Genomic DNA, 25753 nt, shown 5'->3' with positions numbered 1-25753 from the left:
TTACTGTCGCTCTCATGAGCATGTTGATTCGAATTGTCGGGAAATTGCTGCGCTTCATCGGCTACGTGGTCGTGGCAATTCTCGTGCTGGCCATTGCGGCGGTGCTCGTCGTCGGCTTCGTGCCCGGCGCCACCGGCTATGCCGTGGACCAGGTGGCAAAGCTCGTCTCGACACCCGATCGCACCATCACCATCGCCGAGGCCTCGGGATTGCTGACCGGCAATCTCAGGGTCGGCGCCATCACCGTCGCCGATACCAAGGGCACCGTTGCCAAGGTGGAGAAGCTCGCGATCGACTGGTCGCCGGCCTCGCTGCTGACCGGCACCTTCCACGCCGATCGCGTCGCCGCCGATGTCGTGGACTTCCAGCGCCTGCCCGTCTCGACGGCGAAGGCCGAACAGCAACCGGCGACGACGAGCGAAAGCGGCGGTTTCTCCCTGCCCATCGCCGTCGATATCGGCGCCCTTTCCTTGCCGAACCTGCGCATCGGCCAGGCCGTCGCCGGCCAGGATTTCGCGCTGGCGGCCGCCGGCAGCGTCAAGGCGAACAGCAGCAGCATCGACCTCGTCCTCGACGCCAATCGCCAGGATGTTCCCGATGCCAAGCTCTCGACCAACATCTCCTTCGCCCCGGCCGAAAACCGGCTGAACCTGAAAGCCCAGCTCGCCGAACCGCGCGACGGGCTGCTCGCCGGACTGCTGCACCTGCCGGGCGGTCCCGCGATCGACATCAACCTTTCCGGGGAAGGCCCTCTGTCGAACTGGGCCGGCAAGCTGCAGGCGGCGCTGGACAACAAGCCGACGGTCTCGATCGACGGCCATCACGCCGTCTCCGCCGACGGTCTGCACCATATCGACGTCAAGGGCGGCGGCGATGTCGATTCGCTGCTGCCGCCGACCATGCGTCCGCTCTTTGCCGGCCAGACGACGATCGATCTTTCCGCCACCTTCGACGGCAAGGGCAAGATCGACATCCAGACCGGCAATCTCGCCACCGGCAGCGTCGTCATCGCCGCCTCGGGCACGCTCGATCCCTCGGGCAACAACAGCCTCAACGCCAACCTGCTCGGCACCTCCGGCCCGGTCGACTTCCGCTGGCCGATGGAAAGCGGCGAAGTCCGCGCCTTGATCTCGCGCGCCGACGTCGCGCTGACCGGGGCCGCGCAATCGGTGAAGATCGACGCCAAGGCGACGCTCGACAGCGTCAGCGCGCCGCAAGGCCAGGTCGGCCAGGTGAACGTCAGCGCCAAGAGCGACGCCTTCAACCTGAGCACCGCGTCGGGACCTGTACAGCTTCGCCTCGTCGTCGGACAGACGGCCTTCGCCAGCCCCGATCTCAACCGCCTGGTGCGCGCGCCGGTCTCCCTGACCGTACCGCTGCAGCTCTCGTCCGATACGATCGGCTTCAACAACACGACGCTGGAAAGCGCCAGCATCGGCGGCACCGTCAACGGCAAGTATACGCTCCCGACGAAGGCGCTGACCGGCAACTTCAAGCTCTTCGCCCTGCCGGCCGTACTGCCGGACGGCGTGTCGGAGAAGTTCGAGGGAACGATCTCGCTGGAAGGTCAGGTCGCCGGTACCGTGCCGACGAAAATGAACCTTTCCAACCTGGCGGTGAAATCGAATGTCGGCGAGATCAACGGCAATGTCACGCTCGACGGCCAGACGCTGGCATCGAACCTGACGGGCAAGCTGCTCGATCTCTCCAAGCTCCTCCAGAATGCCGAGGGCCAGGCCGATATCGCCGTCAAGACGAAAGGCCCGTTGACCGCGCAAGGCATCGACGCGTCGCTGAAAGCCGCCAATGTCAAGCTCGCCGGACGCCTGCTGGATAGGCTCGACGTCGGCGTGACCGGCACGGCCGATCCGAAGGCCCCGCAGGCGACCGTCCAGGCAACCGGCGCCATCGACGGCAAGCCGATCCGCGTGACCGCCGATGCCATCTCGCGGGACGGCCGCACCAGCATTCCGGCGCTCACGGCCGAGATCGGCGCCAACAAGCTCCAGGGCAAGCTGGATTTCACCCCGAGTTTCGAACCGTCAGGCGCTCTGACCTTCGATCTCCCCGATCTCAGTCTGCTCGCCGCCCTTGCCGGGCAGAAGGCCGCCGGCGATCTCAAGGGAGACGTCGCTCTCTCCAGTGCCAACGGCAAGATCGGCCTGAAGGTCAATGCCACCGGCGGCGGCATCCGCCGCGACGATCTCGTCATCGACAAGCCCGTCATCGCGCTGACCGTCGACGACCTGAAGGCGTTTTCCGCCAATGGCAGCATCCGCGCCGATGCCATCGCCTCGGGCGCCAACCGCGTCGCCGATCTCGGCCTGACCTTCACCCAGCAGGGCAGCCGCACGGTCTTCGACCTCAAGTCACGCTACGACAACGCTCCGCTGACCGCCAACGGCAATGTCGAGACCGGCAACGGCCAGACGGTCGTCAGCATCGACAATTTCGCGGGCGCGCCGCGCACCATTCCGGTCAAGCTCGCCTCGCCCACCAAGATCGCCATCAAGGATGGCACGGTGACGCTGAACGGCCTGACCATCCAGACCGGCGGCGGCTCCGTCGTCGTCGACGGCACCGCCGGCCAGGCGCTGAACATCAATGCCAGGATCGTCAACCTGCCCGCCAGCCTCGCCAATGTCTTCGCGCCGACGCTGGCCGCCGAGGGCGCGATCTCCGGCACGGTCACCGTGACCGGCAAGGCGGCGTCCCCCGTCGTCGGCTTCCAGACCGATTGGTCGGGTGCGGCGACCAGCCAGACGAAATCGGCTGGCCTCGGCCCGCTCGCCATCAAGGCGAACGGCAAATTCGCCGACAATACCGTTACCATCGACACCAATCTGACCGGGCAGAGCGGCCTGGCGCTCAACGGCGGCGGCACGGTCGCCGTCGCAGGCAGCAAGGCGATGGGACTGAAATTCACCGGCAACCTGCCCTTCGACGCGCTGGCCGGACAGCTCGCCGCACAGGGTCTGGTCATGAACGGCACGGCGAAGATCGACCTGCAGATATCGGGCACGACGGCGGCCCCCGCCGTCACCGGCACAATCACGACGGACGGCGCCAAGCTCATCGATGTCCGCCGCAATCTCACCCTCAACGGTCTTGCCGTCACCGTTACGCTCGACGGCAAGCAGGCGGTGATTTCGCGCCTCAACGGCAATCTCGCCAGCGGCGGCAGCGTATCGGCAAGCGGCACGGTCGGCATCGCCTCCGATAGCGGCTTTCCCGCCGACATCCAGTTGAAGTTCAACAATGCCACCTATGTCGACGGCACGCTGGTGACCGCGACCGTCAACGGCACGATGGGCATCAAGGGGCCGCTCATGACGGCGCCGGTACTGACCGGCAACCTGAAGCTCAGCAAGGCTTCGATCACCGTGCCGGAAAAGCTGCCGGCCTCGCTCTCCGAGATCAATATCAAGCACAAGAATGCGCCGGCCGCCGTCAACGCCCAGTTCAAGGACCAGAAGCCGCAGGCCCCGAGCAGCAAATCCACCAGCCTCGGCATCGAGTTGCAGCTCGACGCCCCCTCGCAGATCTTCGTGCGCGGACGCGGCATCGATGCGGAACTCGGCGGCAGCATCACCGTTCGCGGCACGGCAGCAAGTCCCGTCGTCTCCGGCGGCTTCACCATGCGGCGTGGACGGCTGACCATCCTCAGTCGCCGCCTGGACTTCACCGACACCAGCAAGATCACCTTCGGCGGCGACCTGACGCCCGCCCTCAACATGGAGGCGACCTCGTCGGTAAGCTCCACCACCATCACCGTCGATGTCACCGGCCTTGCGAACGACCCGCAGATCAGCTTCTCCTCCTCACCCGCCCTGCCGCAGGACGAGGTGATGGCGCAGCTCATCTTCGGCCAGTCCATGTCGAAGCTCTCCGCCATGCAGATCGCCCAGCTCGCCGATGCCGCCAGTCAGCTCGCCGGCGGGCGCTCCACGTCGCTGTTCGACGGTCTGCGCAGCCATCTCGGCGTCGATGACCTCGACATCTCCACGGATTCGAACGGCCAGGCCCAGGTCGGCGCCGGCAAATATCTGAACAAGCGCACCTATATCGAGCTGCAGCAAGGCGCCTCCAACAACACCAAGGCGATCATCAACCTCAATGTCGGGCGCGGCGTGAAATTGCGTGGTGCTGCCGGCTCGGACGGCGCCGGCGAGGCCGGCATCGTCTACGAACGAGAATATTGAGGCGAAGAGACCGGGGACGCCCGCTCAGGGCGTCCCCAGCCTTCAGCCCAAGTGTCTGGCGACCTCGACCCCGAATATCAGCCGCCGATGGCGCTGCGATGCGCATCCGCGAATTCCGCGAGGCTCCTGAACACGAAATCGACCGCCGGAATATCAGCCGGCACCGGCGTCGCGCCGCCGCCGGGCTGTCCTGAGCGCCGGTCGATCCAGGCGCGGGAAAGCCCCGCCTTCGTGGCGGGCACATGGTCGTGATGCAGGCTCTGCGCGACATGCAGCACCTGCGAAGGCGCGATACCGAGATCGTCCCGCAAATGGTCGAGCAGGTAAGCGAAGTTGCGCGGATCGGGCTTGTAGGAGCCGATATCCTCCGCCGTGTAGACCGCGTCAAACGTCACGCCGAGCTTACGGTTGCTGGCCGCAAAGCTCGTGCGGTCGACATTCGACAGGATGATGATCTTGTAGTGTTTCTTCAGATAGGCGAGCGCCTTGGCGGAATCGGCGAAGGGCGGCCAGTCGGGAACCGAAGCGCCGAAACGCTCATGCAGATCCCCCGAGACGCGCGCGCCCCATATCTTCGCCATGCGGGCATGCACGACGGTCAGCAGCGACGAATAGCGCAGCGACGGCGTTGCCAGCTCCTGATCCGTTTCCGTCCGGCCGAAGACCTCCAGCGCTTCGTCGCGAGCAAATGTCAGCCCGCCCTCGCTCAGGAGCGGCTGCAGGGCATTCCAGATGCCGGTTTCCCAATCGATGAGCGTGCCGTAGCAATCGAAGGTGAGAGCCTTGAAATCCGTCAGTTTGGTCAAGCGGGCCTCCTGCGGCCGGGTTGCTGATCCGTCGGAATATCGCAGGAATAGGGTTCATTGTGATGAGGCGAAGCTGCGAATGACTTGACCGAATCTGCGATCCTCAATCCGGCTCTAGGGTCCAAAAAAGTGGAGCATGATGTCGTCCGAAATCCCCTCACACTTTTCGGCATCATGCTCTAGCGCTGCGGAAGACCGATGGCGTCACGCCGAAGCGCTGCTTGAACTGCCGGTTGAAGGACGAGGCGTTGCGATAGCCCAGCTCATAGGCGATCTCCGAAACCGGCAGCGACGTGTTGACCAGCAAATCCACGGCGCGGTCAAAGAGCTGGCGCAGCTGATACTGCTTCGGTGATTGGCCGTGCATCTCCCGGAACAGGGCATGGAACTGGCTTTGTCCGAGACCGGCCATGCGCGCCGCACTCGACACGCTAACCGCCTCGAGACCGCCGACCCTGTCGGCAATGTTGACGACGCGCTGCTGCGCCATGCCAAGCGACGAATGCGCCTCGTCCCACCCGCGCCGAACGAGTTGCAGCCCGCTCAACGCCAGATGGGCGGCATCGGCCGCGCGTCTCCCATCCGCCTCGACTTCCCGGCCGAGCTGGCTGAACAGCCGCCAAAGCCACGGCTCGACCTTGAGGGTCAAGGCCGCCGGCACCCCGAGGACGGATGCAAGCAACGCCTCGGGAAGAGAGGCGGATTCCACGTCCAGCACCATGAGGCTGCAATCGGGACTCGGCGCGAAATCATGCATATGGTCCTGCGGGATGATCGTCAGGCAATTGCTGGAAACGATATCCGTCCGCCCCTCGACATCCACCAGCATCGAGCCGCGCATCGGGAACAGGATCTGGCTATAATCGTGGCGATGACGGTCGGGGCCGGCATATTGGCGGATTTCAAGAGTGGCTGACATGTTCGACCTCGGACGGGAGCCTATCAAGCTGGCTGCGGTGTCTTGCAACCATTATGCCCTGAAACGCGGGATCGGGCCATCACCGCCGGCAAAGCTCAAAATCCCATCTTGCTGGTCTTCAGCAAGATATTAGACTCCGTCGTGTTGATGCCGTTGATCAGCCGGATGCGGCGCAGCGTTTCGTCGAAGGACGCCAGGTCCCTGTCTTCCAGTTCGGCGATGAAATCCCATTTGCCATTGGTGCTGTGCAGCGCCCTCACCTGCGGCAGCCCGCGAAGCTGGTCGGCGACCTTGTCCGCCAGCTTGCCGAGCACTTCGATCAGGACGATGGCACGCACGCCGGCGGAGCGGGTCTCGTGGCCGGTCCGGATGGTGAAGGCGGTGATGGTGCCGGTATCGACCAGCCGCTCGATGCGGGCCGTCACGGTCGCGCGCGAGGCGCCGGTCGCCGCCGCCAGAGAGGAAACGGAGGCGCGGGCATTGTGGCGGAGCGCACTCAGGAGGTCACGATCGAGGTCATCCATAGACTTGTCATTTTGCTAGGTTACATTATGCAATCTGTCGAAAACTACTCGATTTTCGACAATTTTCCATCTTTTTGCTGTCGTTCCCACAACCGATAATGCGAATCGACAGCCCCTAACGCCTCGGAGCGCCGCCGATGAACATAGAATCCACACCCGTCACGCTGATCGGCGTTCCGCTTGAGGAAGGCTCCGGCCGACGTGGCGCCAGCATGGGCCCGACGGCGCTGCGCATCGCCGGCATCGAGACGGCGCTGACCGAGCTTGGCCATCGCGTCACCGACAGCGGCGACCTGCGCCCGACCCCCGCCGCCGACCTGCCGGACGATCCAAGAGCACATAATCTCAAGATCGTCGGCGCCTTCACCCGCGCGCTCGAAGCCAAGGTCTACGAAGTCGCCTCCTCGGGCGGCTTCCCGCTGATGCTCGGCGGCGATCATAGTCTTTCCATGGGCAGCGTCTCGGGCATGGCTCGCCATGCGGCCGAAACCGGCCGGCCGCTTTTCGTGCTCTGGCTGGATGCGCATTCGGACTTCAATTCACCGGCGACATCGCCGTCCGGCAATATCCACGGCATGCCCGTCGCCTACGTCTGCGGCGAGGCGGAGATTGCCGGCGTGCTGCCCGCCGGCCGGCCGCTGGTCGACCCGAAGAAAGTCTTCCAGGTCGGCATCCGCTCCGTCGATCCGCGCGAGCGCGAGGAGATCCGCGAACACGGCGTCAACGTCTTCGACATGCGCTCGCTCGACGAACAGGGCGTGGCCGCCATCATGCGCCAGGTGCTGGATACCGTCAGCGCCGCCAACGGCCTGCTGCATGTGAGCTTCGACGTCGATTTTCTCGATCCGGATATCGCACCGGGTGTGGGAACGACAGTGCCGGGCGGCGCGACCTATCGCGAAGCCCATCTGATCATGGAAATGCTGTCCGACAGCGGCCTGGTGTCGTCGCTCGATCTGGTCGAGCTCAATCCCTTCCTGGACGATCGCGGCAAGAGCGCACGCGTCCTGGTGGAGATGGCGGCAAGCCTGTTTGGCCGGCGCATTTTCGACCGGCCGACAAGGGCGGCCTGACTTTTCAATCCGGCAGGGTCCCCGAAGGATAGATTTCGGGGGGCCGGCCCGCTCCGGGGAGACCAAAATGAGCGCATCGACCGATCTCATCGCCACCGAACAGCGCCTCGGCGCCCAGAATTACAAGCCCCTCGACGTCGTGCTCACCCGCGGCGAAGGCGTCTATGTCTGGGATACGGACGGCAAGCGCTATCTCGATTGCCTCTCGGCCTATTCGGCGGTCAACCAGGGCCATTGCCATCCGAAGATCCGCGAGGCGATGATCGAGCAGGCTGGCAAGCTGACGCTCACCTCCCGCGCCTTCCGCAACGATCAGCTCGCCCATCTCTACGAAGAACTGGCGGCGCTCACCGGCTCGCACAAGATCCTGCCGATGAACTCCGGCGCCGAAGCCGTCGAGACCGCGATCAAGGCCGTGCGCAAATGGGGCTACGAGGTCAAGGGTGTGCCGGAAAACCAGGCGGAGATCATCGTCTTCTCCAATAATTTCCATGGCCGGACGCTGAGCATCGTCAGCTTCTCCACCGACCCGGATGCCCGCACCGGCTTCGGCCCCTATACGCCCGGCTTCCGCATCGTCCCCTTCGGCGATGCCGACGCCTTCGCCGCCGCGATCAACGGCAACACCGTTGCAGCGCTGATCGAGCCGATCCAGGGCGAAGCCGGCGTCATCATTCCGCCGGCAGGCTACTTCACCCGCGTCCGCGAACTCTGCACGGCCAACAAGGTCACCCTGATCCTCGACGAGATCCAGACCGGCCTCGGCCGCACCGGCAAGCTGCTTGCCGAAGAGCATGAGGGTATCGAGGCCGACGTGACGCTGATCGGCAAGGCGCTGTCGGGCGGCTTCTACCCGGTCTCCGCCGTCCTCTCCAACTCCGAGGTACTCGGCGTGCTGAAACCCGGACAGCATGGTTCCACCTTTGGCGGCAATCCGCTCGCCTGCGCCGTTGCCCGCGCGGCGCTTCGCGTCCTGACGGAGGAAGGCATGATCGAGAATGCCGCCACCATGGGGGATTATTTCCTCGAAGGCCTGCGTTCGATCCGCTCCAACATCGTCAAGGACGTCCGCGGCCGTGGCCTGATGATGGCGGTGGAACTCGTGCCGGAGGCCGGTGGCGCCCGGCAATATTGCTACCAGCTGAAGGACCTCGGCCTGCTCGCCAAGGACACGCATGACCACACGATCCGCCTCGCGCCGCCGCTGGTGATTACCCGCGATCAGGTCGATTGGGCGCTGGAGCAGATCGACAAGGTCCTGGCGCGCTGATCTCAACTTTTAGAAGAATCTAAACTAATGGAGGCCGTCGAATCGCCTCCATAGGTTTAGGTTTGAGCAACGTTCTTGCGATAATCTGCAAATCGCGCGCCGGGTGTGGCGCCTTCAATGGGAAGAACGTTCATGGCCACGATCAATTCCACCAGCTTCAGCGGCGATACTTTGGAGATCATCGCCTTCCGGCTTCACGACCAGGAATTCTGCGTCAAGACCACCACGATCCGCGAAATCCGCGGCTGGGCGCCGTCGACGCCGATCCCGCACGCGCCGGCCGATGTCATCGGCGTCATGAACCTGCGCGGCTCAGTCATCCCAATTATCGATCTCGCCTACAAGCTGGGCATGGAGAGCACGGTCGCCAATGAACGTAGCGCCATCGTCGTGGCGGAGGTCCATAACATGGTCATCGGCATGCTGGTCGATCGTGTCTCCGACATCCTGACGATCGCCGCCGATCAGGTCCAGCCCGTCCCCGAGGTCACCGCGTCCTTCGACCGTGCTTTTTGCGAAGGCATCATCGCCACTGAAAACGGCATGATCTGCTTCCTGAACCTTGCCAAGATGTTCAAGGAAAGCGAAGCCGAAGAACTCGCCGCCTGAGCGCCTGCTTTTCATCTCAGTCCCCACGAAAAAGCCGCCCCGGTATTCCGGGACGGCTTTTCTCATGCAAGACGCGTGCCGGTTTCAGCCGAACAGCGCGAAGGTGCTTCTGATCGTCACCCAGACACCCCAGAGCAGCGGGATGCCGACGATGGCCCAGGCGATCAGCGCCTTGGCGTCGAACCCGCCCTTGCCGATGCCGAAGGAGCCGGTCGGGCCGGCATTGGCGGCGGCGGTCTTTGCCTGCAGCGCTGCCACTTCCTCATCCGACATGAACCATTTGTCGGCAAGCGGCCGCACCAGCGAATTGGCGATGAGGCCGAGCGCCAGCATGCCGGCGAGGATATACATGGTGAAGGTATAGAGCTGTGCGCCCTCGACGCCGGCAGCCTTCTGCGCCTCACGAATGTAATTGACCACCACCGGACCGACAATCCCGGCCGTCGCCCAGGCCGTCAGCAGCCGGCCATGGATGGCGCCGACGAACTGCGTACCGAAGATATCGGCGAGATAGGCGGGAACGGTCGCGAAGCCGCCGCCATACATCGACAGGATGATGCAGAGTGCGCCCACGAACAGGATCTTGCTGTGAATGCCGGCGGCCCAGGGAGCCAGCAGGTAGAGCGCGATGCCGATCAGGAAGAAGCAATAATAGGTGTTCTTGCGGCCGATCTTGTCGGAGAGCGATGCCCAGAAGAAGCGCCCGCCGATGTTGAAGAGCGACAGAAGACCGGCGAAACCGGCGGCGATGGCTGCAACGGCCGCCACCTGTTCCTTGCTGAGATCGGCGAATTTCACGTCCGGCAGGCCGATCAGTGCGCCACCGAAGATTTCCTGCAGCATCGGCGAAGCCATGCCGATGACGCCGATGCCGGCCGAGACGTTGAGGCACAGCACGGCCCAGATCAGCCAGAACTGCTTGGTCTTATGGGCGTCGCGCAGATGCACATGCTTGGTCGTGATCATCGTGCTCTTGGCGGGCGGCGGCGTCCAGCCTTCCGGACGCCAGCCGGCGGGCGGCAGCCGATAGCCGAAGGCGCCGCCCATCATGAAGACGAAATAGATCGCCGCCATGACGACGAATGTCTGCCAGACGCCGGCCGAACCATCGGCGCGGAAGTTGGTCATCAGCAGGTTGGCGAGCGGCGCGCCGATCATCGCTCCGCCGCCGAAGCCCATGATCGCCATGCCGGTCGCCATGCCGCGCCGGTCGGGGAACCATTTGATCAGCGTCGAGACCGGCGAGATATAGCCGAGGCCGAGACCGACGCCGCCGATCACGCCGGCGCCGATCCACATCAGCCAGAGCTGGTGGAAGATGACGCCGATCGCGGCGACCAGGATGCCGCCGCACCAGCAGCAGGCGGAGACGACGCCGGCCTTGCGCGGGCCTACCCGTTCCAGCCAGCCGCCCCAGATGGCGGCGGACGATCCGAGCAGAACGAAGAACAGCGTATAGATCCAGCCGAGATCGCTCACGCGCCAGTCGCAGCTCGTGGTGACCAGGGCGGAGAGGAGATTGAGATTGGCGCATTCGGCCGGCGGCGGCGTGGACGTGCCAAGCACCTTCGACAGCGGCAGCCAGAAGACGCTGAAGCCGTAAGCCATGCCGATGCAAAGATGGATCGCCAGCGCGGCCGGCGGCACCAGCCACCGGTTGAAGCCAGGCTTGGCGATGATACGCTCACGATCGAGCAACCCCGCTGACACATCACCTCTTGAAATATCCGTTTCCGCAGTCGCCATGAACAACCCTCCTGGTTTCAAAGACCGGCATTCCCCATTATGTCTGCCTTGTACAGCAGGTCAGGACGGATTTTCCCGTCCATCCAATAGATTTTAAAAATCAGATACTAAGCCGGATCAGCCTTGCTTGGCCGGCTCCGGCCTGCGAATTTGCGAAGAGGCTTCGAGGACGAGAGGGCTGAGGCCGCTATCGCCATGATCGATGATTTCGAAAAGCTGCCGCCGCATGCGCGGCTCCCAGAATTTGTTGATATGCGTGGCGACACCCTGCGCCGCCTCATTGGCCGGCTGCGTCTTGAAGAAGGTCGCGATCTGGTTGGCCATATAGACGAGTTTCGCGCCGGTCTTCTCATGGGCCGTTTGATCATGAGCTGTTTCGTCAGGCGACATCGGCGATGCTCCCCGGAGTAATGCGCTGCGGATGGGTGAAAATCTCGAAATCGTCGCCGCGCACCAGCGCCACGAGCGTCATGCCGGCCTCATCGGCCGTGCGGATGGCAAGTGCGGTCGGCGCCGATATGGCGACGAGGACCGGACTGCCGAGGATCGCGGCCTTCTGCACCATCTCGACCGACAAGCGGCTGGTGACGGCAACGACGCCCTCCGCGCCCTTATGGCCGGACCGGATGACGGCGCCGCAGAGCTTGTCGAGCGCATTGTGCCGGCCGACATCCTCGCGCACGGCGATCAATCCCTTGCCCGGGATATAAAAGCCCGCTCCATGCACCGCGCGGGTCTCGCGGTTCAACAATTGTCCGTCGCTCAAAAGCGCAACTGCCTTGACGATATCGGCGTGCGACAGCGTCAGCGCCACGGCCGAAACATCCGGCACCTTGCGCACCGCCTGTTCGATCGATTCGATGCCGCAAAGACCGCAGCCGACGGGACCTGCCATATGCCGCCGGCGGGCGCGCAGCGCATCGGCAGCATCATCGATCAGGGCGATCTGCACGTCGATCCCCTGCTCGTCCTCGACCGGCTCGACGGCGGCGATCTGGCCGATATCGGTGATGATGCCCTCGGTCAGGCTGAAGCCGACGGCGAAATCCTCGATATCGGCGGGCGTGCCCATCATCACCGCATGCGACGAGCCGCCATAGGAAAAGGCGATCGGCACCTCCTCGGGGACGATGCGGGAACCGGAGCGCACCAAGCCGTTGCGGCGTGCGGTTTCGGGAACGGTGGTGGTGGGAGGGAAGCGGGTCATCAGTTGGCCTCCCCTTCTCCCCCTCGGGGAGAAGGTGGCGCGAAGCGTCGGATGAGGGGGACGAGGAGCGAAAGCTCCGAGCGCCTTGAGCTTACGCGAAAGGCAATTTCCGCCGCGTGGAAGGCCCCCCTCATCCGCCCTTCGGGCACCTTCTCCCCGAGGGGAGAAGGGGTCAACACATCCATCCTCACTCAGCCGCCTCCAGCTTGCCAACGATCCGGCGAGACTGCCGGGCCTGTTCGTCATAGTCGATCTGCCACTGCGACGGGCCGTTCGACGGCGAAACCTGCACGGCCGTCACCTTATATTCCGGGCAATTCGTTGCCCAGTCGGAATAATCGGTCGTGATGACGTTGGCCTGCGTGTCCGGGTGGTGGAAGGTCGTGTAGACGACACCCGGCGCGACGCGATCGGTGATCAGCGCTCTCAATGTCGTGTCGCCGGAACGGCTGCTGAGCTTGATCCAGTCGCCCTCGCGGATGCCGCGCTGTTCGGCATCGTGCGGATGGATCTCCAGCCGGTCCTCGGCGTGCCACATGACATTCTCGGTTCGCCGCGTCTGCGCGCCGACATTGTACTGGCTGAGGATGCGTCCGGTGGTGAGCAGCAGCGGGAAGCGCGGGCCGGTGCGTTCGTCGGTCGCAACATATTCGGTGCGGATGAACTTGCCCTTGCCGCGCACAAAGCCGTCGACATGCATGATCGGCGAGCCGAGCGGCTTCTTTTCGTTACAGGGCCACTGCACCGAACCCATCTTCTCCAGGTAGTCGTAGGAGACGAGCGCGAAGCTCGGCGTCGTCGCGGCGATCTCGTCCATAATCTCGGACGGATGCGTGTAGTTCCAGCCGAGCCCCATGGCCTGCGCCATCTTCTGCGTCACCTCCCAGTCGGCATAGCCGTTGCGCGGGCTCATGACCTTGCGCACGCGGTTGATGCGGCGCTCGGCATTGGTGAAGGTGCCGTCCTTTTCCAGGAAGGTCGAGCCGGGCAGGAAGACATGCGCGTAATTGGCCGTCTCGTTCAGGAAGAGGTCGTGGACGACGACGCATTCCATCGCGGCAAGGCCGGCGGCGACATGCTTGGTATCCGGATCGGACTGGAGAATGTCCTCGCCCTGGATGTAGATGCCCTTGAATGTGCCCTCGACGGCGGCATCCAGCATGTTGGGGATGCGCAGGCCCGGCTCGTTGTTGAGCTTCACGCCCCAGAGCTTTTCGAAGATATCGCGGGTCGCATCGTCGGAGATGTGGCGATAGCCCGGCAGCTCGTGCGGGAAGGAGCCCATGTCGCAGGAACCCTGCACATTGTTCTGGCCGCGCAGCGGGTTCACACCGACGCCGGGACGGCCGATATTGCCCGTCACCATGGCGAGGTTGGCGATCGCCATGACCGTGGTGGAGCCCTGGCTGTGTTCGGTGACGCCGAGACCGTAATAGATCGCGCCGTTGCCGCCCGTGGCATAGAGGCGGGCCGCACCGCGAACCAGATCGGCGGGAACGCCGGTGAACTTTTCCGACTCTTCCGGGCTGTGATGCGGCTCGGCGACGAAAGCCGCCCAATCCTCGAATTCCGACCAGTCGCAACGCTCGCGGATGAACTTTTCGTCGAACAGGCCTTCGGTGACGATGACATGGGCGAGCGCCGTCAGCACGGCGACATTGGTGCCCGGCTTGAGCGGCAGATGGTAGCTCGCCTCGACATGCGGCGTGCGCACCAGATCGATGCGGCGCGGATCGATGACGATCAGCTTGGCGCCTTGGCGCAACCGCTTCTTCAGCCGCGAGCCGAAGACCGGGTGGCCGTCCGTCGGATTGGCGCCGATGACGAGAACGACATCGGAATGCTCGACGCTGTCGAAATTCTGCGTGCCGGCCGAAGTGCCAAAGGCCTGGCCGAGGCCATAGCCTGTGGGAGAATGGCAGACGCGGGCGCAGGTATCGACATTGTTGTTGCCGAAGCCGGCGCGCACCAGCTTCTGCACCAGGAAAGTCTCTTCATTGGTGCAGCGCGACGAGGTGATGCCGCCGACGGAGTCGCGTCCATACTGATATTGCAGCCGCTTGAACTCGGTGGCGATATGGGCGAAGGCCTCGTCCCAGGTGACTTCGCGCCAGGGATCGGTGATCTTCTCGCGGACCATCGGATTGAGGATGCGATCCTTGTGGGTCGAATAGCCATAGGCGAAGCGGCCCTTGACGCAGGAATGGCCGCGATTGGCCTGGCCGTCCTTCCACGGCACCATGCGCACCAGCTCCTCGCCGCGCATCTCCGCCTTGAAGGAGCAACCGACGCCGCAATAGGCGCAGGTGGTGACGACCGAATGTTCCGGCTGGCCGATGGCGATCACCGACTTTTCCGTCAGCGTCGCGGTCGGACAGGCCTGTACGCAGGCGCCGCAGGAGACGCATTCCGAATCGATGAAATGCTCGTGCATGCCGGGCGAGACGCGCGAGCCGAAGCCACGGCCCTCGATGGTCAGCGCGAATGTACCCTGCACTTCCTCGCAGGCGCGCACGCAGCGCGAGCAGACGATGCACTTCGAGGGATCGTATGTGAAGTACGGATTGGACTCGTCCTTCGGCATCCATTTCAGATTGATGTCGCCGCTGTTGCGCGCCTTGACGTGGTTGTCGCCCTCGTAACCGTAGCGCACGTCGCGCAGGCCGACGGCACCGGCCATATCCTGCAATTCGCAATCGCCATTGGCGGCGCAGGTCAGACAGTCGAGCGGATGGTCGGAAATATAGAGCTCCATCACGCCGCGGCGGATGTCCTTCAGGCGGCTCGTCTGCGTGTGCACGACGATGCCGGGCGCCACCGGCGTCGTGCAGGAGGCCGGCGTGCCGTTGCGGCCCTCGACCTCGACGAGACAGAGGCGGCACGAGCCGAAGGCATCGACCATGTCGGTGGCGCAGAGCTTCGGCACCTGGATGCCGGCTTCCATCGAGGCCCGCATGATCGACGTGCCTTCCGGCACGGTGATCTGGCGCCCGTCGATGGTCAGCGTCACCATGGTTTCGGAGCGGGAGGCCGGTGTGCCGTAATCGATTTCTGGAACGAGGGACATGGGTCTTACTCCGCCGCTTCAATCAAGGGAGCCGGAGAAAAGTCCTCCGGAAAATGGGTCATGGCGCTCATGACGGGATAGGGCGTAAAGCCGCCGAGGGCACAGAGCGAGCCGAACTTCATCGTGTTGCAGAGATCGGCGAGCAACACCCTGTTCTTCTCCGGCTCGATCCCTCTGGCGATCTTGTCGGCCGTCTCGACGCCGCGCGTCGAGCCGATGCGGCAGGGCGTGCACTTGCCGCAGCTTTCGACCGCGCAGAACTCCATGGCGAAACGCGCCTGCTTCAGCATGTCGGCGGTATCGTCGAAGACGACGATGCCGGCATGGCCGATCAGACCATCCTTGGCCGCGAAAGCCTCGTAGTCGAACGGCGTATCGAACAGGGCGCGCGGGAAATAAGCCCCAAGCGGCCCGCCGACCTGCACGGCCTTGACGGGACGACCGGTCGCCGTGCCGCCGCCGATCCTGTCGACGATATCGCCGAGCGACAGGCCGAAGGCCGTCTCGTAAAGGCCGCCATATTTGACGTTACCGGCAATCTGGAGGGGAATGGTGCCACGCGAACGGCCCATGCCGAAATCGCGGTAGAAGGCCGCACCCTTGTCCATGATGATGGGGACCGAGGCGAGCGAGATGACGTTGTTGATGACGGTCGGACAGTTGAACAGGCCCTTGTGCGCCGGCAGCGGCGGCTTGGCGCGCACGATGCCGCGCTTGCCTTCCAGGCTGTTGAGCAGTGCCGTCTCCTCGCCGCAAACGTAAGCGCCGGCGCCGGTGCGGATCTCGATATCGAATGCCTTACCTGAACCGAGAACGGAAGGCCCGAGAATGCCGGCACTCCTGGCGACCTCGACCGCCTCGGTCATTACGGCGATGGCATGCGGATATTCCGAACGCGCATAGACGAAGCCTTTGGTCGCGCCCGTGGCAATCCCGGCAATCGCCATGCCTTCGATCAGCACGAAGGGATCGCCCTCCATGATCATCCGGTCGGCAAAAGTGCCGCTGTCGCCTTCGTCGGCATTGCAGACGATATATTTGCGGTCGCCCGGCGCATCGAGCACCGTCTTCCATTTGATGCCGGTCGGGAAGCCCGCGCCGCCACGGCCGCGCAGGCCGGACTCGGTCACTTCCTTGACGATATCGCCGGCCGCCATGCCAATGGCGCGGCGCAGACCCTTTAGGCCACCGTGGGATTCGTAGTCTTCCAGTGAAAGGGACTCGATAACGCCGCAGCGGGCAAAGGTCAGGCGGGTCTGTTCCTTAAGGAATGGGAGGCTTTCGACCTCCCCAAGACAGAGCGGATGCTCGCCACCTTCCGCGAGCCCGGCGTCGAACAATGCCGGCACATCCTTGGCCTTCACCGGCCCGTAGCCGATGCGTTTGCCGTCAACTTCGACCTCGACCAACGGCTCGAGCCAGAACATGCCGCGCGAGCCGTTGCGCACGATCTGCGCGTCCAGTCCACGGCTAGCGATCTGCCGCGCAACGGCTTCCGCCACCTTCTGGGCACCAAGGGAAAGAGCGGCCGCATCGCGGGGAACGTAGATCTTCACCGTCATCGGCGTGCCTCCTTCACGAGGTCTTCCGCCTCATGCTCGTCCAGCCGGCCATAAAGCTCGCCGTCCAGCATCGCCGCCGGCGCGCAGGCGCAGAGCCCGAGACAGTAGACCGGCTCCAGCGTCACGCTGCCGTCCAGCGTCGTCTGATGGAAATCGATGCCGAGCAGTTGCTTGACGCGCTCGGCCAGTTGATCGCCACCCATCGACTGACAGGCTTCGGCGCGACAGAGCTTCAACACATGCCGGCCTGCCGGGTGATCGCGATAATCATGATAGAAGGTCATGACGCCGTGCACTTCGGCGCGCGACAGATTGAGTGCGCTGGCGATCAGCGGCAGCGTGTCCTGCGGCACATAGCCGAACTCCTCCTGGAGCCCGTGCAGGATCGGCAGGAGCGGACCTTCCATCGACTTCATGCTGTCGATGATGGCGCCGGCACGGGCAGCGATCTCGCCCGAGCCAAGATGCAAATTCATAAGCAGCCCTCCCAGGCTTTCCTCCATGGCCGCGCGCGGCGCACGCCCACGAAACGAAAATCGCAGGGATAAATCCGGGGATCAATAAGGCAGTCCCGTCAAACGATAGAAAAAATCTATCGACTTTTGTCGCCTTCCGCGAGCAATCGCGCCTCATGCAGCAAGGCGGAAACGAGCGGCGTAAATGGCTCGCGATGGGTCGCTACCAGACCGACAAGATGCTCGGCATCCGGATCGGTGATCGGGATCTTGTGAATATCGGCAAGAAAGCCGAAGGAATCGGCGATATTCTTCGGCATGATGCTCGCCCAGCGCCCGGTCTGCACATGGGAAAACAAGACGATCATCGAATTGGATTCCAGGGTCGGCTGCACAACCGCGCCCGCTTCGCTGAGATGCCGGTTGATGATCCGGCGGTTCTGCATGTCGGCGGTCAATAGACAAAGCCGAAGATGGCCGACTTCGTTCCAGGTGACGCTGGCGCGATCGGACAGTGGGCTGCCCGCCGCCGTGATCAGATGGTAGCGCTCGGCATAGAGCGGTACGCTGGTGACGCGCCCGAGCGGCTCGTTCTCCAGATAGGTGATGCCGGCATCGATTTCGAGATTTTCCAGCAGGCTCAGCACCTGCAGCGAATTGCGCGAGATGATGGAAAAGGTGACGTCCGGATGCCGCTCCTGAAACGGCGCGGTGATCTTCGGCACCATGGCAAGCGCCGTCGGGATGGCGGCGATGCGGATATGGCCGGTCAGGCCCTTGCGCGCCGCCCGCATCTCCTCCCGCATCGTCCGGGTATCGCCGACAATGCGCCGTGCCCATTCCAGCACGCGCTGCCCTTCCGGCGTCAGGCCCTGGAAGCGCGAGCCGCGGCTGACCAGCATCACGCCGAGCTGATCCTCCAGCTGGCGGATCGCCGCCGACAAAGTCGGCTGCGTCACCCCACATTCCTCGGCGGCGCGGCCGAAATGCTTCTGGTTGGCAAGCGCGATAAAGAATTCCAGCTTGTCGATCATTCAACTCTCCCCGATGAAAGAGTTAGATGGGGTGGAGCATGAGTGCAAGATTGCGACGGGAGAACGCGCCGCGAGACGGATATCCGGCATCCGCGACGGGCTGAAACACGCCGCGGGGAATTTCGCGACAAGCCGCTCACTCACCAACCTCGAACTGGAGACGGTAGCTGGACGGGGACAGGCCCACCATTCTGCGAAAATGAGTCCGCAGGGTCATGGCCGCGCCGAAGCCGACTTGCCGCGCAATGGTCTCCACGGACAGATTGGTATCTTCCAGCAGCTCCCTCGCTCTCGCGATGCGCTCGGCGACAACCCAGGCTCCGGGGGCGAGGCCGGTCGCGCCGCGGATGTGACGATAAACGCCCCTGACGCTCGTGCCCGCTTCGGCCGCCATCTTCTCGATCGGCCACGGCTCAGCCAGTCGCGAGCGGATGGTATCCAGCAAGACACCGGTCCGGGTTCCCGCCCTGGCCGCGACGGGCCGCTCGATGAATTGCGCCTGCCCTCCTTCCCGATGGGTCGGGATCACGAGACGGCGCGCAACCCGATTGGCGGCTTTTGCTCCAAAATCCTTGCGAACCACATGCAAGCAGAGATCGAGACCGGCGGCACTCCCGGCTGAGGTCAGAAGCAGCTCCTCGTCGACATAGAGAACGTCGGGCTCGACCGTAATGCCGGGATAGGCGTCGGCCAGCTTTGCGACATGATGCCAATGCGTCGTGGCGCGCTTGCCATCCAGAAGGCCGGTCGCGGCAAGGACGAAAGCGCCGCCGCATATGGCGACCAGCCGGCATCCGCGCGCATGAGCCCGGCGCAGAGCATCCACAATATCCCGCGGCACCGGCTCGCAAGGCCCCCGCCAACCCGGAATGACGATTGTCGAGGCTGCTTCCAGCAGCTCCAGACCGCCGTCGGCCTGAACACGGACGCCACCCAGGCCGCGTACCTGCTCGGATGCGCTGGCGACAACAACGCTGCGATACCAGTCCTGCCCCATTTCCGGGCGCGACTGGCAAAACACCTCCACCGCACAGCCGAATTCAAACGTGCAAAGCCCGTCATAGGCAAGAATTGCGACAAGATGCGGTGTCGGGTTTGGCATGATCAGAACGATAATGGCCGATCATGCCACTGGCAAGCTGCATGCTTTCACGGCCATCATGCACCATGATTTGCGCTCGATACCATTTGAAAGGAACCGACTTGCGTCTGATCGGAATGCTGGATTCTCCCTATGTTCGTCGTGTCGGCATCTCGCTGAAGGCGATGGCCTTGCCGTTCGAGCATCAACCCCTGTCGGTTTTCCGCGATTTCGACACCTTCGCCGCGATCAATCCCATCGTGAAGGCGCCGACGCTCGTCACCGATGACGGAAGCGTCCTATTGGATTCGACGCTGATCCTTGAATATCTGGAACGGCTGGTGCCGCCCGAAAGGCGGCTGACCCCGTCGGATATCCACGACCACATCCGTTCGCAACGGGTCATAGGCCTTGCCTTGGCAGCCTCCGAGAAAACGGTTCAGATCGTCTATGAGTTCAATCTGAGGCCCGTCGAGAAACAGCATCAACCCTGGATCGACCGCGTGAAAGGCCAATTGTCGTCGGCTTATGACCTGCTCGAAGCCGAGTTCGCAGATATCGGGAACTGGCGCTTTGGTTCCAGACCGCTTCAGGCCGATATCACCACCGCCGTCGCCTGGCGCTTCACCCGGGATGCTCTACCGCAATTCGTATCGGCGACCGACTATCCCGCTCTCGCAGCTCTGTCGCAAAGAGCCGAAGCACTCTGCGAGTTTCTGACCTTGCCGCCGGATTAGCCGGGGATATTCAGGGGTCTCGCTCAAGGATGGGGATCGGGAAATCCATGCCGCTCCGAAAGTGCGGCAAGGATTTTGTCCTTGTCGGATATGAATGCCTTCCCTTGGAACATGCCGGTTTGATATTTCGACGTTTCGCCATCCGACAGTATCAGCAACGGCAGGGACTGATGTTCCTCTCCCACCAGCGCGATGACGGGAAGCCTTGGCCTCGGCCACGCGATCCGCTCGACATCGAACCGCTGCGCCAACTCGGGAAACGATGCCAGGACACCCTCCATCAAGGCACAATGCCAGCAATAGAAGCGCCGACCGGGATAGGCTGGATCTTCAAATCCGGGGCGTAATAAAAAGAGTCTGTCGCGGGTCATCGTCGGCTCCATCTATCTCGAACCTCACGCGCGCGATGCAAGGAGTAGCCAAGTCGCGCCAGCGGAAACCATCGCCCGTGACAATCCCCCCGCTGTCGACATCACACAAGCGGCCGGCAGGGTCGTCCGACCGTCAGGGTCAACGGTCGCGGCCGCAGAAAGCTTCCTGCAGGGTTTCGATCACGTCGCAGATTTCGGAACTCGCGACGGCATAATAGACGAGCCGGCCTTCGCGGCGCGTGTCGACCAGCTTTTCCAGCCGCAGCCGCGCCAGATGCTGCGACACCACGGCCTGCTGCAGCCCCAGGATCGCTTCGATCTCCATGACGGTCTTTTCGCTCTTGGCCAGGATGAAGAGGATGATCAACCGCGTCTCGTGGGACAGGGCTTTCAGCAAAACGCTGGCCCTGCGGGCGCGGGCATCCAGTTCCTCGACATTAAACTCAGCAGCACCGCCAAGCGGTAAAGACGACGACATATGACGGCCTATGACGACAAAATCACATTCGGATATGCATATAATAGTATGAATTCAGAAGCTGGCTCGAAACATGGCAAGCACCAAAAAAGGTCCGTTTAATCAGCAAATAAGTTGCCCGCCATTGATCTCCAGCACTTGACCGGTGATGTAGCCGGAGAGCGTCGGCGCCGACAGGAAGAGATAGGCCGGGGCGCAATCTTCCGCCGTGCCGAGGCGCTGCAGCGGGATCGAACGCCGCGTCAGCTCGAGCTTCTCCTTCGAGGAGTAGCGCTCATGGAAATCCGTGGTGATGGTTCCCGGCGACACGCAATTCACCCGGATGCCGTCCGGCGCCAGTTCTCGCGCCAGGGCCTTCGAATAGGTGGCAACGAAAGCCTTGGAGGCGGAGTAGATCGCCGATCCCGGACTGCCGCCGGTCAGCGCCGAGATCGAGACCGTGTTGACGATCGCCGCCTGCCCCGCCGCCTGCAGCAACGGCAGCAGCGCCCGCGTCACCTCGACGACGGAGGTCTGGTTGAGCTGGACGATCCGGTCATACTGCTCATCGGTCAACTCACCGGCGGGAAAGCGACCAAGCATGGTGCCGGCATTGTTGACCAGCACATCGACGCGGTCGAAGGCATCGGCGGCGGCAAGCGCGAAATCCCTCGTGCCGGTCGCGGCGGTGAAATCGCCGGGCACGAGAAAGGCGCGGCGCTCGGCCTGCGCGTCGAGGAGGAAATCCGGCAGTTCGCGATCGCCGTCGCGGCCGACATGGACGAGCACCCGCGCGCCGCAGTCGAGAAACTGGCGCGCCACCTCCAGCCCGATACCGCGCCCGGCGCCGGTCACCACGACATTGCGATTTTCGAATAGCTTCGGATGAAACATGGTGGCCCCTCCAAAACGCAGAATCTGCGCGCCAGCAATTGCGGAATTTTCACTTTAACATATGATGATGAAAAAAACGAAAGAAAGGGAGCGCCGAGCATGTTCCTGTCCGGACGGCAGACGGAAATTCTGGAAATCGCCAAGGCCGAAGGCCGCGTGCTGGTGGAGGAACTGGCGCTACGCTTTTCCGTGACCCCGCAAACCATCCGCAAGGACCTCAACGATCTCTGTGACGGCCGCGTCCTGTCGCGCGTGCATGGCGGCGCGATCTTTCCCGGCGGCACCGAGAACGTCAAATACGAAGCACGCCGCTCGATCGCGGCTCCCGAAAAGCAGGCGATCGGCCGCGCCGCCGCCGGGCTGATCCCCAACAACAGCTCGCTCTTCATCAATATCGGCACCACGACGGAAGCCGTCGGCGAAGCGCTTCTCGGCCATCACGAATTGATGGTCATTACCAATAATATCAATGTTGCCAATAAGTTGCGCATCTTCCCATCGATCGAGGTCGTCATCGCCGGCGGCGTGGTGCGCGGCTCGGACGGCGGTATCGTCGGCGAAGCGGCAGTCGATTTCATCCGGCAGTTCAAGGTGGACTACGCCGTCATCGGCACCTCCGCCATCGATGCCGACGGCGCGCTTCTGGATTTCGATTTCCGCGAAGTGAAAGTGGCGCAGGCGATCATCGCCAATGCCCGTCACGTCATCCTGGTGGCCGACAGCACCAAGTTCGAACGCACCGCCCCGGTGCGCATCGGCCACCTCTCCCAGGTCCATACCTTCGTGACCGACGAATGTCGGGTGGAATCGGTGCGCACGGCTGCGGCCGAACACGGCGTCCGCATGGTCGAAACCGCGCGCAGACAGGCCTGAGGGCGGAAGCGTCCGTCAATAAACGTTCGTTTGACATTCGTATTGATTTCGCTTTAGATGGATTAATTTTCGAATTATCCATCTTTCATGATGGCGGGGCTTTGCGGAGGGGCGCGTGAGCGAGCAGATCCACGACATTTTCGTCATAGGCGGCGGCATCAACGGTTGCGGCATCGCCCGCGACGCGACGGGGCGCGGCTATAAGGTCGCGCTTGCCGAGATGAACGATTTCGCATCGGGCACGTCCTCCGGCGCTACCAAGCTCATCCATGGCGGCCTGCGCTATCTCGAGCATTATGAGTTCCGCCTCGTGCGCGAATCGCTGATGGAGCGCGAAGTGCTCTGGGCAATGGCGCCGCATATCATCTGGCCGATGCGCTTCGTCCTGCCCTATCACAAGGGCGGTATCCGGCCGGCCTGGCTCATCCGCCTCGGCCTCTTCCTTTACGATCATCTCGGCGGGCGCAAGCTGCTGCCGCCGACGGCAACGCTCAACATGAAGACCGACCCGGCCGGAAAGCCGCTGAAGTCGCTGTTCACCAAGGCCTTCGAATATTCCGACGGCTGGGTGGACGATGCCCGCATGGTGGTGCTCAATGCTCGCGACGCCGCCGATCGCGGCGCCCTGATCATGCCGCGGACCAAGGTGGTGTCGGCCCGCCGTGAAAATGGGCTCTGGACAATCGAAACGGAGAATACCGTCACCGGCGAGAAACGCCTCTTCAAGGCGCGCATGCTGATCAACGCCGCCGGCCCCTGGGTCGACCATGTCCTGTCGGAAGCCTTCGGCAAGAACCAGGCACACAATGTCCGCCTCGTGCAGGGCAGCCACATCGTCGTTCGCAAAAAATTCGACGATCCGCGCGCCTATTTCTTCCAGAACCCCGACAACCGCATCATCTTTGCCATCCCCTACGAGCAGGACTTTACCCTGATCGGCACGACCGATCGCGACTACAAGGACGATCCGAAGGATGTGAAGATTTCCGAAGAGGAAACCGCCTATCTCTGCAACGCCGCCAGCGAATATTTCAAGGAGCCGGTGCGGCCCGAGGATATCGTCTGGAGCTATTCCGCCGTGCGCCCGCTCTATGACGACGGCGCAAGCAAGGCGCAGGAGGCGACGCGCGACTATGTGCTGAAGATCGAGGGTGCCGAGGGCGAGGCGCCCCTGCTCAATGTCTTCGGCGGTAAGCTCACCACCTACCGCCGGCTCGGCGAACATGCGCTGGAAAAGATCGGCGAAGCCATCGGCCTCAAGGGAACGCCGTGGACGGCCGGCAGCTCGCTTCCGGGCGGCGACTTCCCGGCTCGCGGCTACGAGGCCGAGGTCGCCAAGCTCAAGGCGCGCTACCCCTTCCTGGCCGATGCGCATGCGCGCCGGCTGGTGCGCCGCTACGGCACCCGCGCCGCGACGATCCTCGGGGACGCGAAGAGCATCGCCGATCTCGGCCGCAACTTCGGCAGCGATCTCTACGAGGCGGAAGTGCGCTATCTGATGGCGCATGAATGGGCCTATACGGCCGAGGATATCCTGTGGCGGCGCTCGAAGAAGGGCCTTTATCTCTCGAAGGATCAGGCGCTGGCCCTTGAGGACTACATGGCCGGCACCCGCGTTCACGCCTAAAGCAATTCCAGGAAAACTGCACAGCGGTTTTCCATCCGGAATTGCGTCAAAACGGGAGGAGAGAGCCCTCCCGCTTCCTCGCCTCAATTTTCCGGATCGAGCAGCCTCGGTCCCGGCCCCTCCTCGGCCAGCACGTCCCACGGATTGCGCAGCGGACAGTTCTCCAGCGAGAGACAGCCGCAGCCGATGCAGCCGTCGAGCTGGTCGCGCAGGTTCTGCAGCCGCTTGATGCGGGCATCCAGATCGTCCTTCCATCGCTCGGAGAGCACGCCCCAGTCGGCCGCCGTCGGCGTCCGGCTTTGTGGCAGGGTCTTCAGCGCGGCATGGATTTCGGCCAAGGGAACACCGACGCGCTGCGCCACCTTGATGACGGCGACGCGGCGCAGCACCTCGCGCGCATAGCGCCGCTGGTTGCCACGGTTGCGATGGCTCTCGATCAGCCCCTTGGTTTCGTAGAAATGCAGCGCCGATACCGCCACCCCGCTGCGCGCCGCCACCTCGCCCACCGTCAGCAGTTTGGAAAATTCATCAGCCGTGATTTTTCGCATCGGACCTCCTTGACCTCAACTTTACTTGAGGTTTTATAGCTGCAACTCCGAAGCGCGTAAAGCAGGAGCAACGCATGACCGAACCGACCCGCCTGGCAATCCTCTATGGCAGCACCCGCAAAGGCAGGCTTTGCGATCGCGTGGTGAAATGGGTCGCCAGGGAGCTGGCGCACTATCCGCTCATCGAGCTCGATATCATCGATCCACTCGAATTCGATCTGCCGGTTCATCATGAGGGCGAGCATCCGGCCGTCCACGCCCTTGCCGCGCGGCTGTCCGAGGCGGATGCCTTCATCATCGTCACCCCGGAATACAATCACAGTTTTCCGGCGGCGCTGAAATTCGTGCTCGATCTCGTCAATGAACCATGGCACGGCAAGCCGGTTGCCTTCGTGTCCTATGGTGGCATTTCCGGCGGGCTGCGCGCGGTCGAGCATTTGCGGGTGGTGCTTGCCGAGCTCCACACCGTCACGGTGCGCGACACCGTCAGCTTCGCCAATCCCTGGGGCCGCTTCGGCGAGGACGGCACGCTGGACAATCCGATCGAGGCCCGGCAGGCGCTGGTGCGGATGATCGCCCGGCTGCATTGGTGGAGCGCCGCCCTGAAGCCCGCCCGCCTCTCGCGCCCCTACCGCTCCATCGCCGCCTGAACGCTGCCTTGACCGCAATACCGGCTTTCCGTTTCTGGCAG

Annotated in this window: 23 protein-coding genes; 8 read left to right on the top strand and 15 right to left on the bottom strand. The window is 63.4% G+C overall.

Going from position 1 to position 25753, the window contains the following annotated elements:
- Nucleotides 1-14 precede the first annotated feature (14 nt).
- Nucleotides 15-4202 (top strand): translocation/assembly module TamB domain-containing protein, encoded by a 4188-nt coding sequence (locus FHX11_RS24335; protein ID WP_184362121.1) that lies wholly within the window; start codon nt 15-17, stop codon nt 4200-4202.
- A 77-nt stretch (nt 4203-4279) separates the two neighbouring features.
- Here FHX11_RS24335 and FHX11_RS24330 read toward each other — a convergent pair whose 3' ends face one another.
- From FHX11_RS24330 to FHX11_RS24320, 3 genes are all read right to left on the bottom strand, one after another.
- Nucleotides 4280-5008 carry a haloacid dehalogenase type II gene (locus tag FHX11_RS24330; RefSeq protein ID WP_184362118.1) on the bottom strand — a complete coding sequence of 243 codons (729 nt, stop codon included), beginning with the start codon at nt 5006-5008 and terminating at the stop codon, nt 4280-4282.
- 172 nt (nt 5009-5180) lie between these two features.
- Nucleotides 5181-5927: an AraC family transcriptional regulator gene (locus FHX11_RS24325; RefSeq protein ID WP_184362115.1), complete on the bottom strand. Its 747-nt coding sequence runs from the start codon at nt 5925-5927 to the stop codon at nt 5181-5183.
- A gap of 95 nt (nt 5928-6022) precedes the next feature.
- Complete coding sequence (locus tag FHX11_RS24320; RefSeq protein WP_184362112.1) at nt 6023-6451, bottom strand: Lrp/AsnC family transcriptional regulator; 429 nt, start codon at nt 6449-6451, stop codon at nt 6023-6025.
- Nucleotides 6452-6588: 137 nt separating this feature from the next.
- Between FHX11_RS24320 and rocF the strand changes: the two genes are divergently transcribed.
- The 3 genes from rocF (at nt 6589) to FHX11_RS24305 (ending at nt 9403) form a co-directional block, all read left to right on the top strand.
- Nucleotides 6589-7524, top strand: a complete 936-nt coding sequence (gene rocF / locus FHX11_RS24315) for an arginase (RefSeq protein ID WP_184362109.1) — start codon at nt 6589-6591, stop codon at nt 7522-7524.
- Between the two features lie 67 nt (nt 7525-7591).
- Nucleotides 7592-8794: an ornithine--oxo-acid transaminase gene (gene rocD, locus FHX11_RS24310; RefSeq protein ID WP_184362106.1), complete on the top strand. Its 1203-nt coding sequence runs from the start codon at nt 7592-7594 to the stop codon at nt 8792-8794.
- A gap of 132 nt (nt 8795-8926) precedes the next feature.
- Nucleotides 8927-9403, top strand: a complete 477-nt coding sequence (locus FHX11_RS24305; protein ID WP_184362103.1) for a chemotaxis protein CheW — start codon at nt 8927-8929, stop codon at nt 9401-9403.
- 84 nt (nt 9404-9487) lie between these two features.
- On the opposite strand, the gene FHX11_RS24300 is transcribed toward FHX11_RS24305, so the two are convergent.
- From FHX11_RS24300 to ftrA, 8 genes are all read right to left on the bottom strand, one after another.
- Nucleotides 9488-11149 carry an OFA family MFS transporter gene (locus FHX11_RS24300; RefSeq protein ID WP_184362100.1) on the bottom strand — a complete coding sequence of 554 codons (1662 nt, stop codon included), beginning with the start codon at nt 11147-11149 and terminating at the stop codon, nt 9488-9490.
- Nucleotides 11150-11266: 117 nt separating this feature from the next.
- Nucleotides 11267-11539 carry a formate dehydrogenase subunit delta gene (locus FHX11_RS24295; protein WP_184362097.1) on the bottom strand — a complete coding sequence of 91 codons (273 nt, stop codon included), beginning with the start codon at nt 11537-11539 and terminating at the stop codon, nt 11267-11269.
- Nucleotides 11529-12356: a formate dehydrogenase accessory sulfurtransferase FdhD gene (gene fdhD / locus FHX11_RS24290; RefSeq protein ID WP_184362094.1), complete on the bottom strand. Its 828-nt coding sequence runs from the start codon at nt 12354-12356 to the stop codon at nt 11529-11531. Before fdhD ends, FHX11_RS24295 begins: the two co-directional genes overlap by 11 nt.
- Nucleotides 12357-12543: 187 nt before the next feature.
- The gene (gene fdhF, locus FHX11_RS24285; protein ID WP_184362092.1) at nt 12544-15423 is read right to left on the bottom strand and encodes a formate dehydrogenase subunit alpha; all 2880 of its coding nucleotides are present in this window, start codon (nt 15421-15423) and stop codon (nt 12544-12546) included.
- A 5-nt stretch (nt 15424-15428) separates the two neighbouring features.
- Nucleotides 15429-16985, bottom strand: a complete 1557-nt coding sequence (locus tag FHX11_RS24280; RefSeq protein ID WP_184362090.1) for an NADH-quinone oxidoreductase subunit NuoF — start codon at nt 16983-16985, stop codon at nt 15429-15431.
- Nucleotides 16982-17461: a formate dehydrogenase subunit gamma gene (locus FHX11_RS24275; RefSeq protein WP_184362088.1), complete on the bottom strand. Its 480-nt coding sequence runs from the start codon at nt 17459-17461 to the stop codon at nt 16982-16984. The genes FHX11_RS24280 and FHX11_RS24275 overlap by 4 nt, the downstream gene beginning before the upstream one ends.
- A 116-nt stretch (nt 17462-17577) precedes the next feature.
- Nucleotides 17578-18474, bottom strand: a complete 897-nt coding sequence (locus tag FHX11_RS24270; protein WP_184362086.1) for a LysR family transcriptional regulator — start codon at nt 18472-18474, stop codon at nt 17578-17580.
- Between the two features lie 136 nt (nt 18475-18610).
- Nucleotides 18611-19576 carry a transcriptional regulator FtrA gene (ftrA, locus tag FHX11_RS24265; protein ID WP_184362084.1) on the bottom strand — a complete coding sequence of 322 codons (966 nt, stop codon included), beginning with the start codon at nt 19574-19576 and terminating at the stop codon, nt 18611-18613.
- 101 nt (nt 19577-19677) lie between these two features.
- Here ftrA and FHX11_RS24260 point away from each other — a divergent pair, with 101 nt between their 5' ends.
- Nucleotides 19678-20292, top strand: a complete 615-nt coding sequence (locus FHX11_RS24260; protein WP_184362082.1) for a glutathione S-transferase — start codon at nt 19678-19680, stop codon at nt 20290-20292.
- Between the two features lie 23 nt (nt 20293-20315).
- Here FHX11_RS24260 and FHX11_RS24255 read toward each other — a convergent pair whose 3' ends face one another.
- From FHX11_RS24255 to FHX11_RS24245, 3 genes are all read right to left on the bottom strand, one after another.
- Nucleotides 20316-20663 carry a DUF3088 domain-containing protein gene (locus FHX11_RS24255; RefSeq protein WP_184362080.1) on the bottom strand — a complete coding sequence of 116 codons (348 nt, stop codon included), beginning with the start codon at nt 20661-20663 and terminating at the stop codon, nt 20316-20318.
- Nucleotides 20664-20802: 139 nt separating this feature from the next.
- Nucleotides 20803-21141 (bottom strand): metalloregulator ArsR/SmtB family transcription factor, encoded by a 339-nt coding sequence (locus tag FHX11_RS24250; RefSeq protein WP_184362076.1) that lies wholly within the window; start codon nt 21139-21141, stop codon nt 20803-20805.
- Nucleotides 21142-21243: 102 nt separating this feature from the next.
- A complete protein-coding gene (locus FHX11_RS24245; RefSeq protein WP_184362073.1) occupies nt 21244-22014 on the bottom strand; it encodes an SDR family oxidoreductase in 771 nt (256 codons plus the stop codon).
- A gap of 99 nt (nt 22015-22113) precedes the next feature.
- On the opposite strand from FHX11_RS24245, the gene FHX11_RS24240 reads away from it, so the two are divergent.
- Nucleotides 22114-22887, top strand: a complete 774-nt coding sequence (locus tag FHX11_RS24240) for a DeoR/GlpR family DNA-binding transcription regulator (RefSeq protein ID WP_184362070.1) — start codon at nt 22114-22116, stop codon at nt 22885-22887.
- A 115-nt stretch (nt 22888-23002) separates the two neighbouring features.
- Nucleotides 23003-24514, top strand: coding sequence for a glycerol-3-phosphate dehydrogenase (gene glpD, locus FHX11_RS24235; protein ID WP_184362067.1), 1512 nt, complete (start codon nt 23003-23005; stop codon nt 24512-24514).
- Between the two features lie 83 nt (nt 24515-24597).
- On the opposite strand, the gene soxR is transcribed toward glpD, so the two are convergent.
- Nucleotides 24598-25062 (bottom strand): redox-sensitive transcriptional activator SoxR, encoded by a 465-nt coding sequence (gene soxR, locus FHX11_RS24230; protein ID WP_184362064.1) that lies wholly within the window; start codon nt 25060-25062, stop codon nt 24598-24600.
- A 74-nt stretch (nt 25063-25136) separates the two neighbouring features.
- Here soxR and FHX11_RS24225 point away from each other — a divergent pair, with 74 nt between their 5' ends.
- The gene (locus FHX11_RS24225) at nt 25137-25712 is read left to right on the top strand and encodes an NAD(P)H-dependent oxidoreductase (RefSeq protein ID WP_184362061.1); all 576 of its coding nucleotides are present in this window, start codon (nt 25137-25139) and stop codon (nt 25710-25712) included.
- The last annotated feature ends 41 nt before the right edge of the window (nt 25713-25753 follow it).

This window comes from Rhizobium sp. BK602 (assembly GCF_014195095.1).
Classification (GTDB): domain Bacteria; phylum Pseudomonadota; class Alphaproteobacteria; order Rhizobiales; family Rhizobiaceae; genus Rhizobium.
This window is presented reverse-complemented; position numbering and strand designations above follow the sequence as displayed.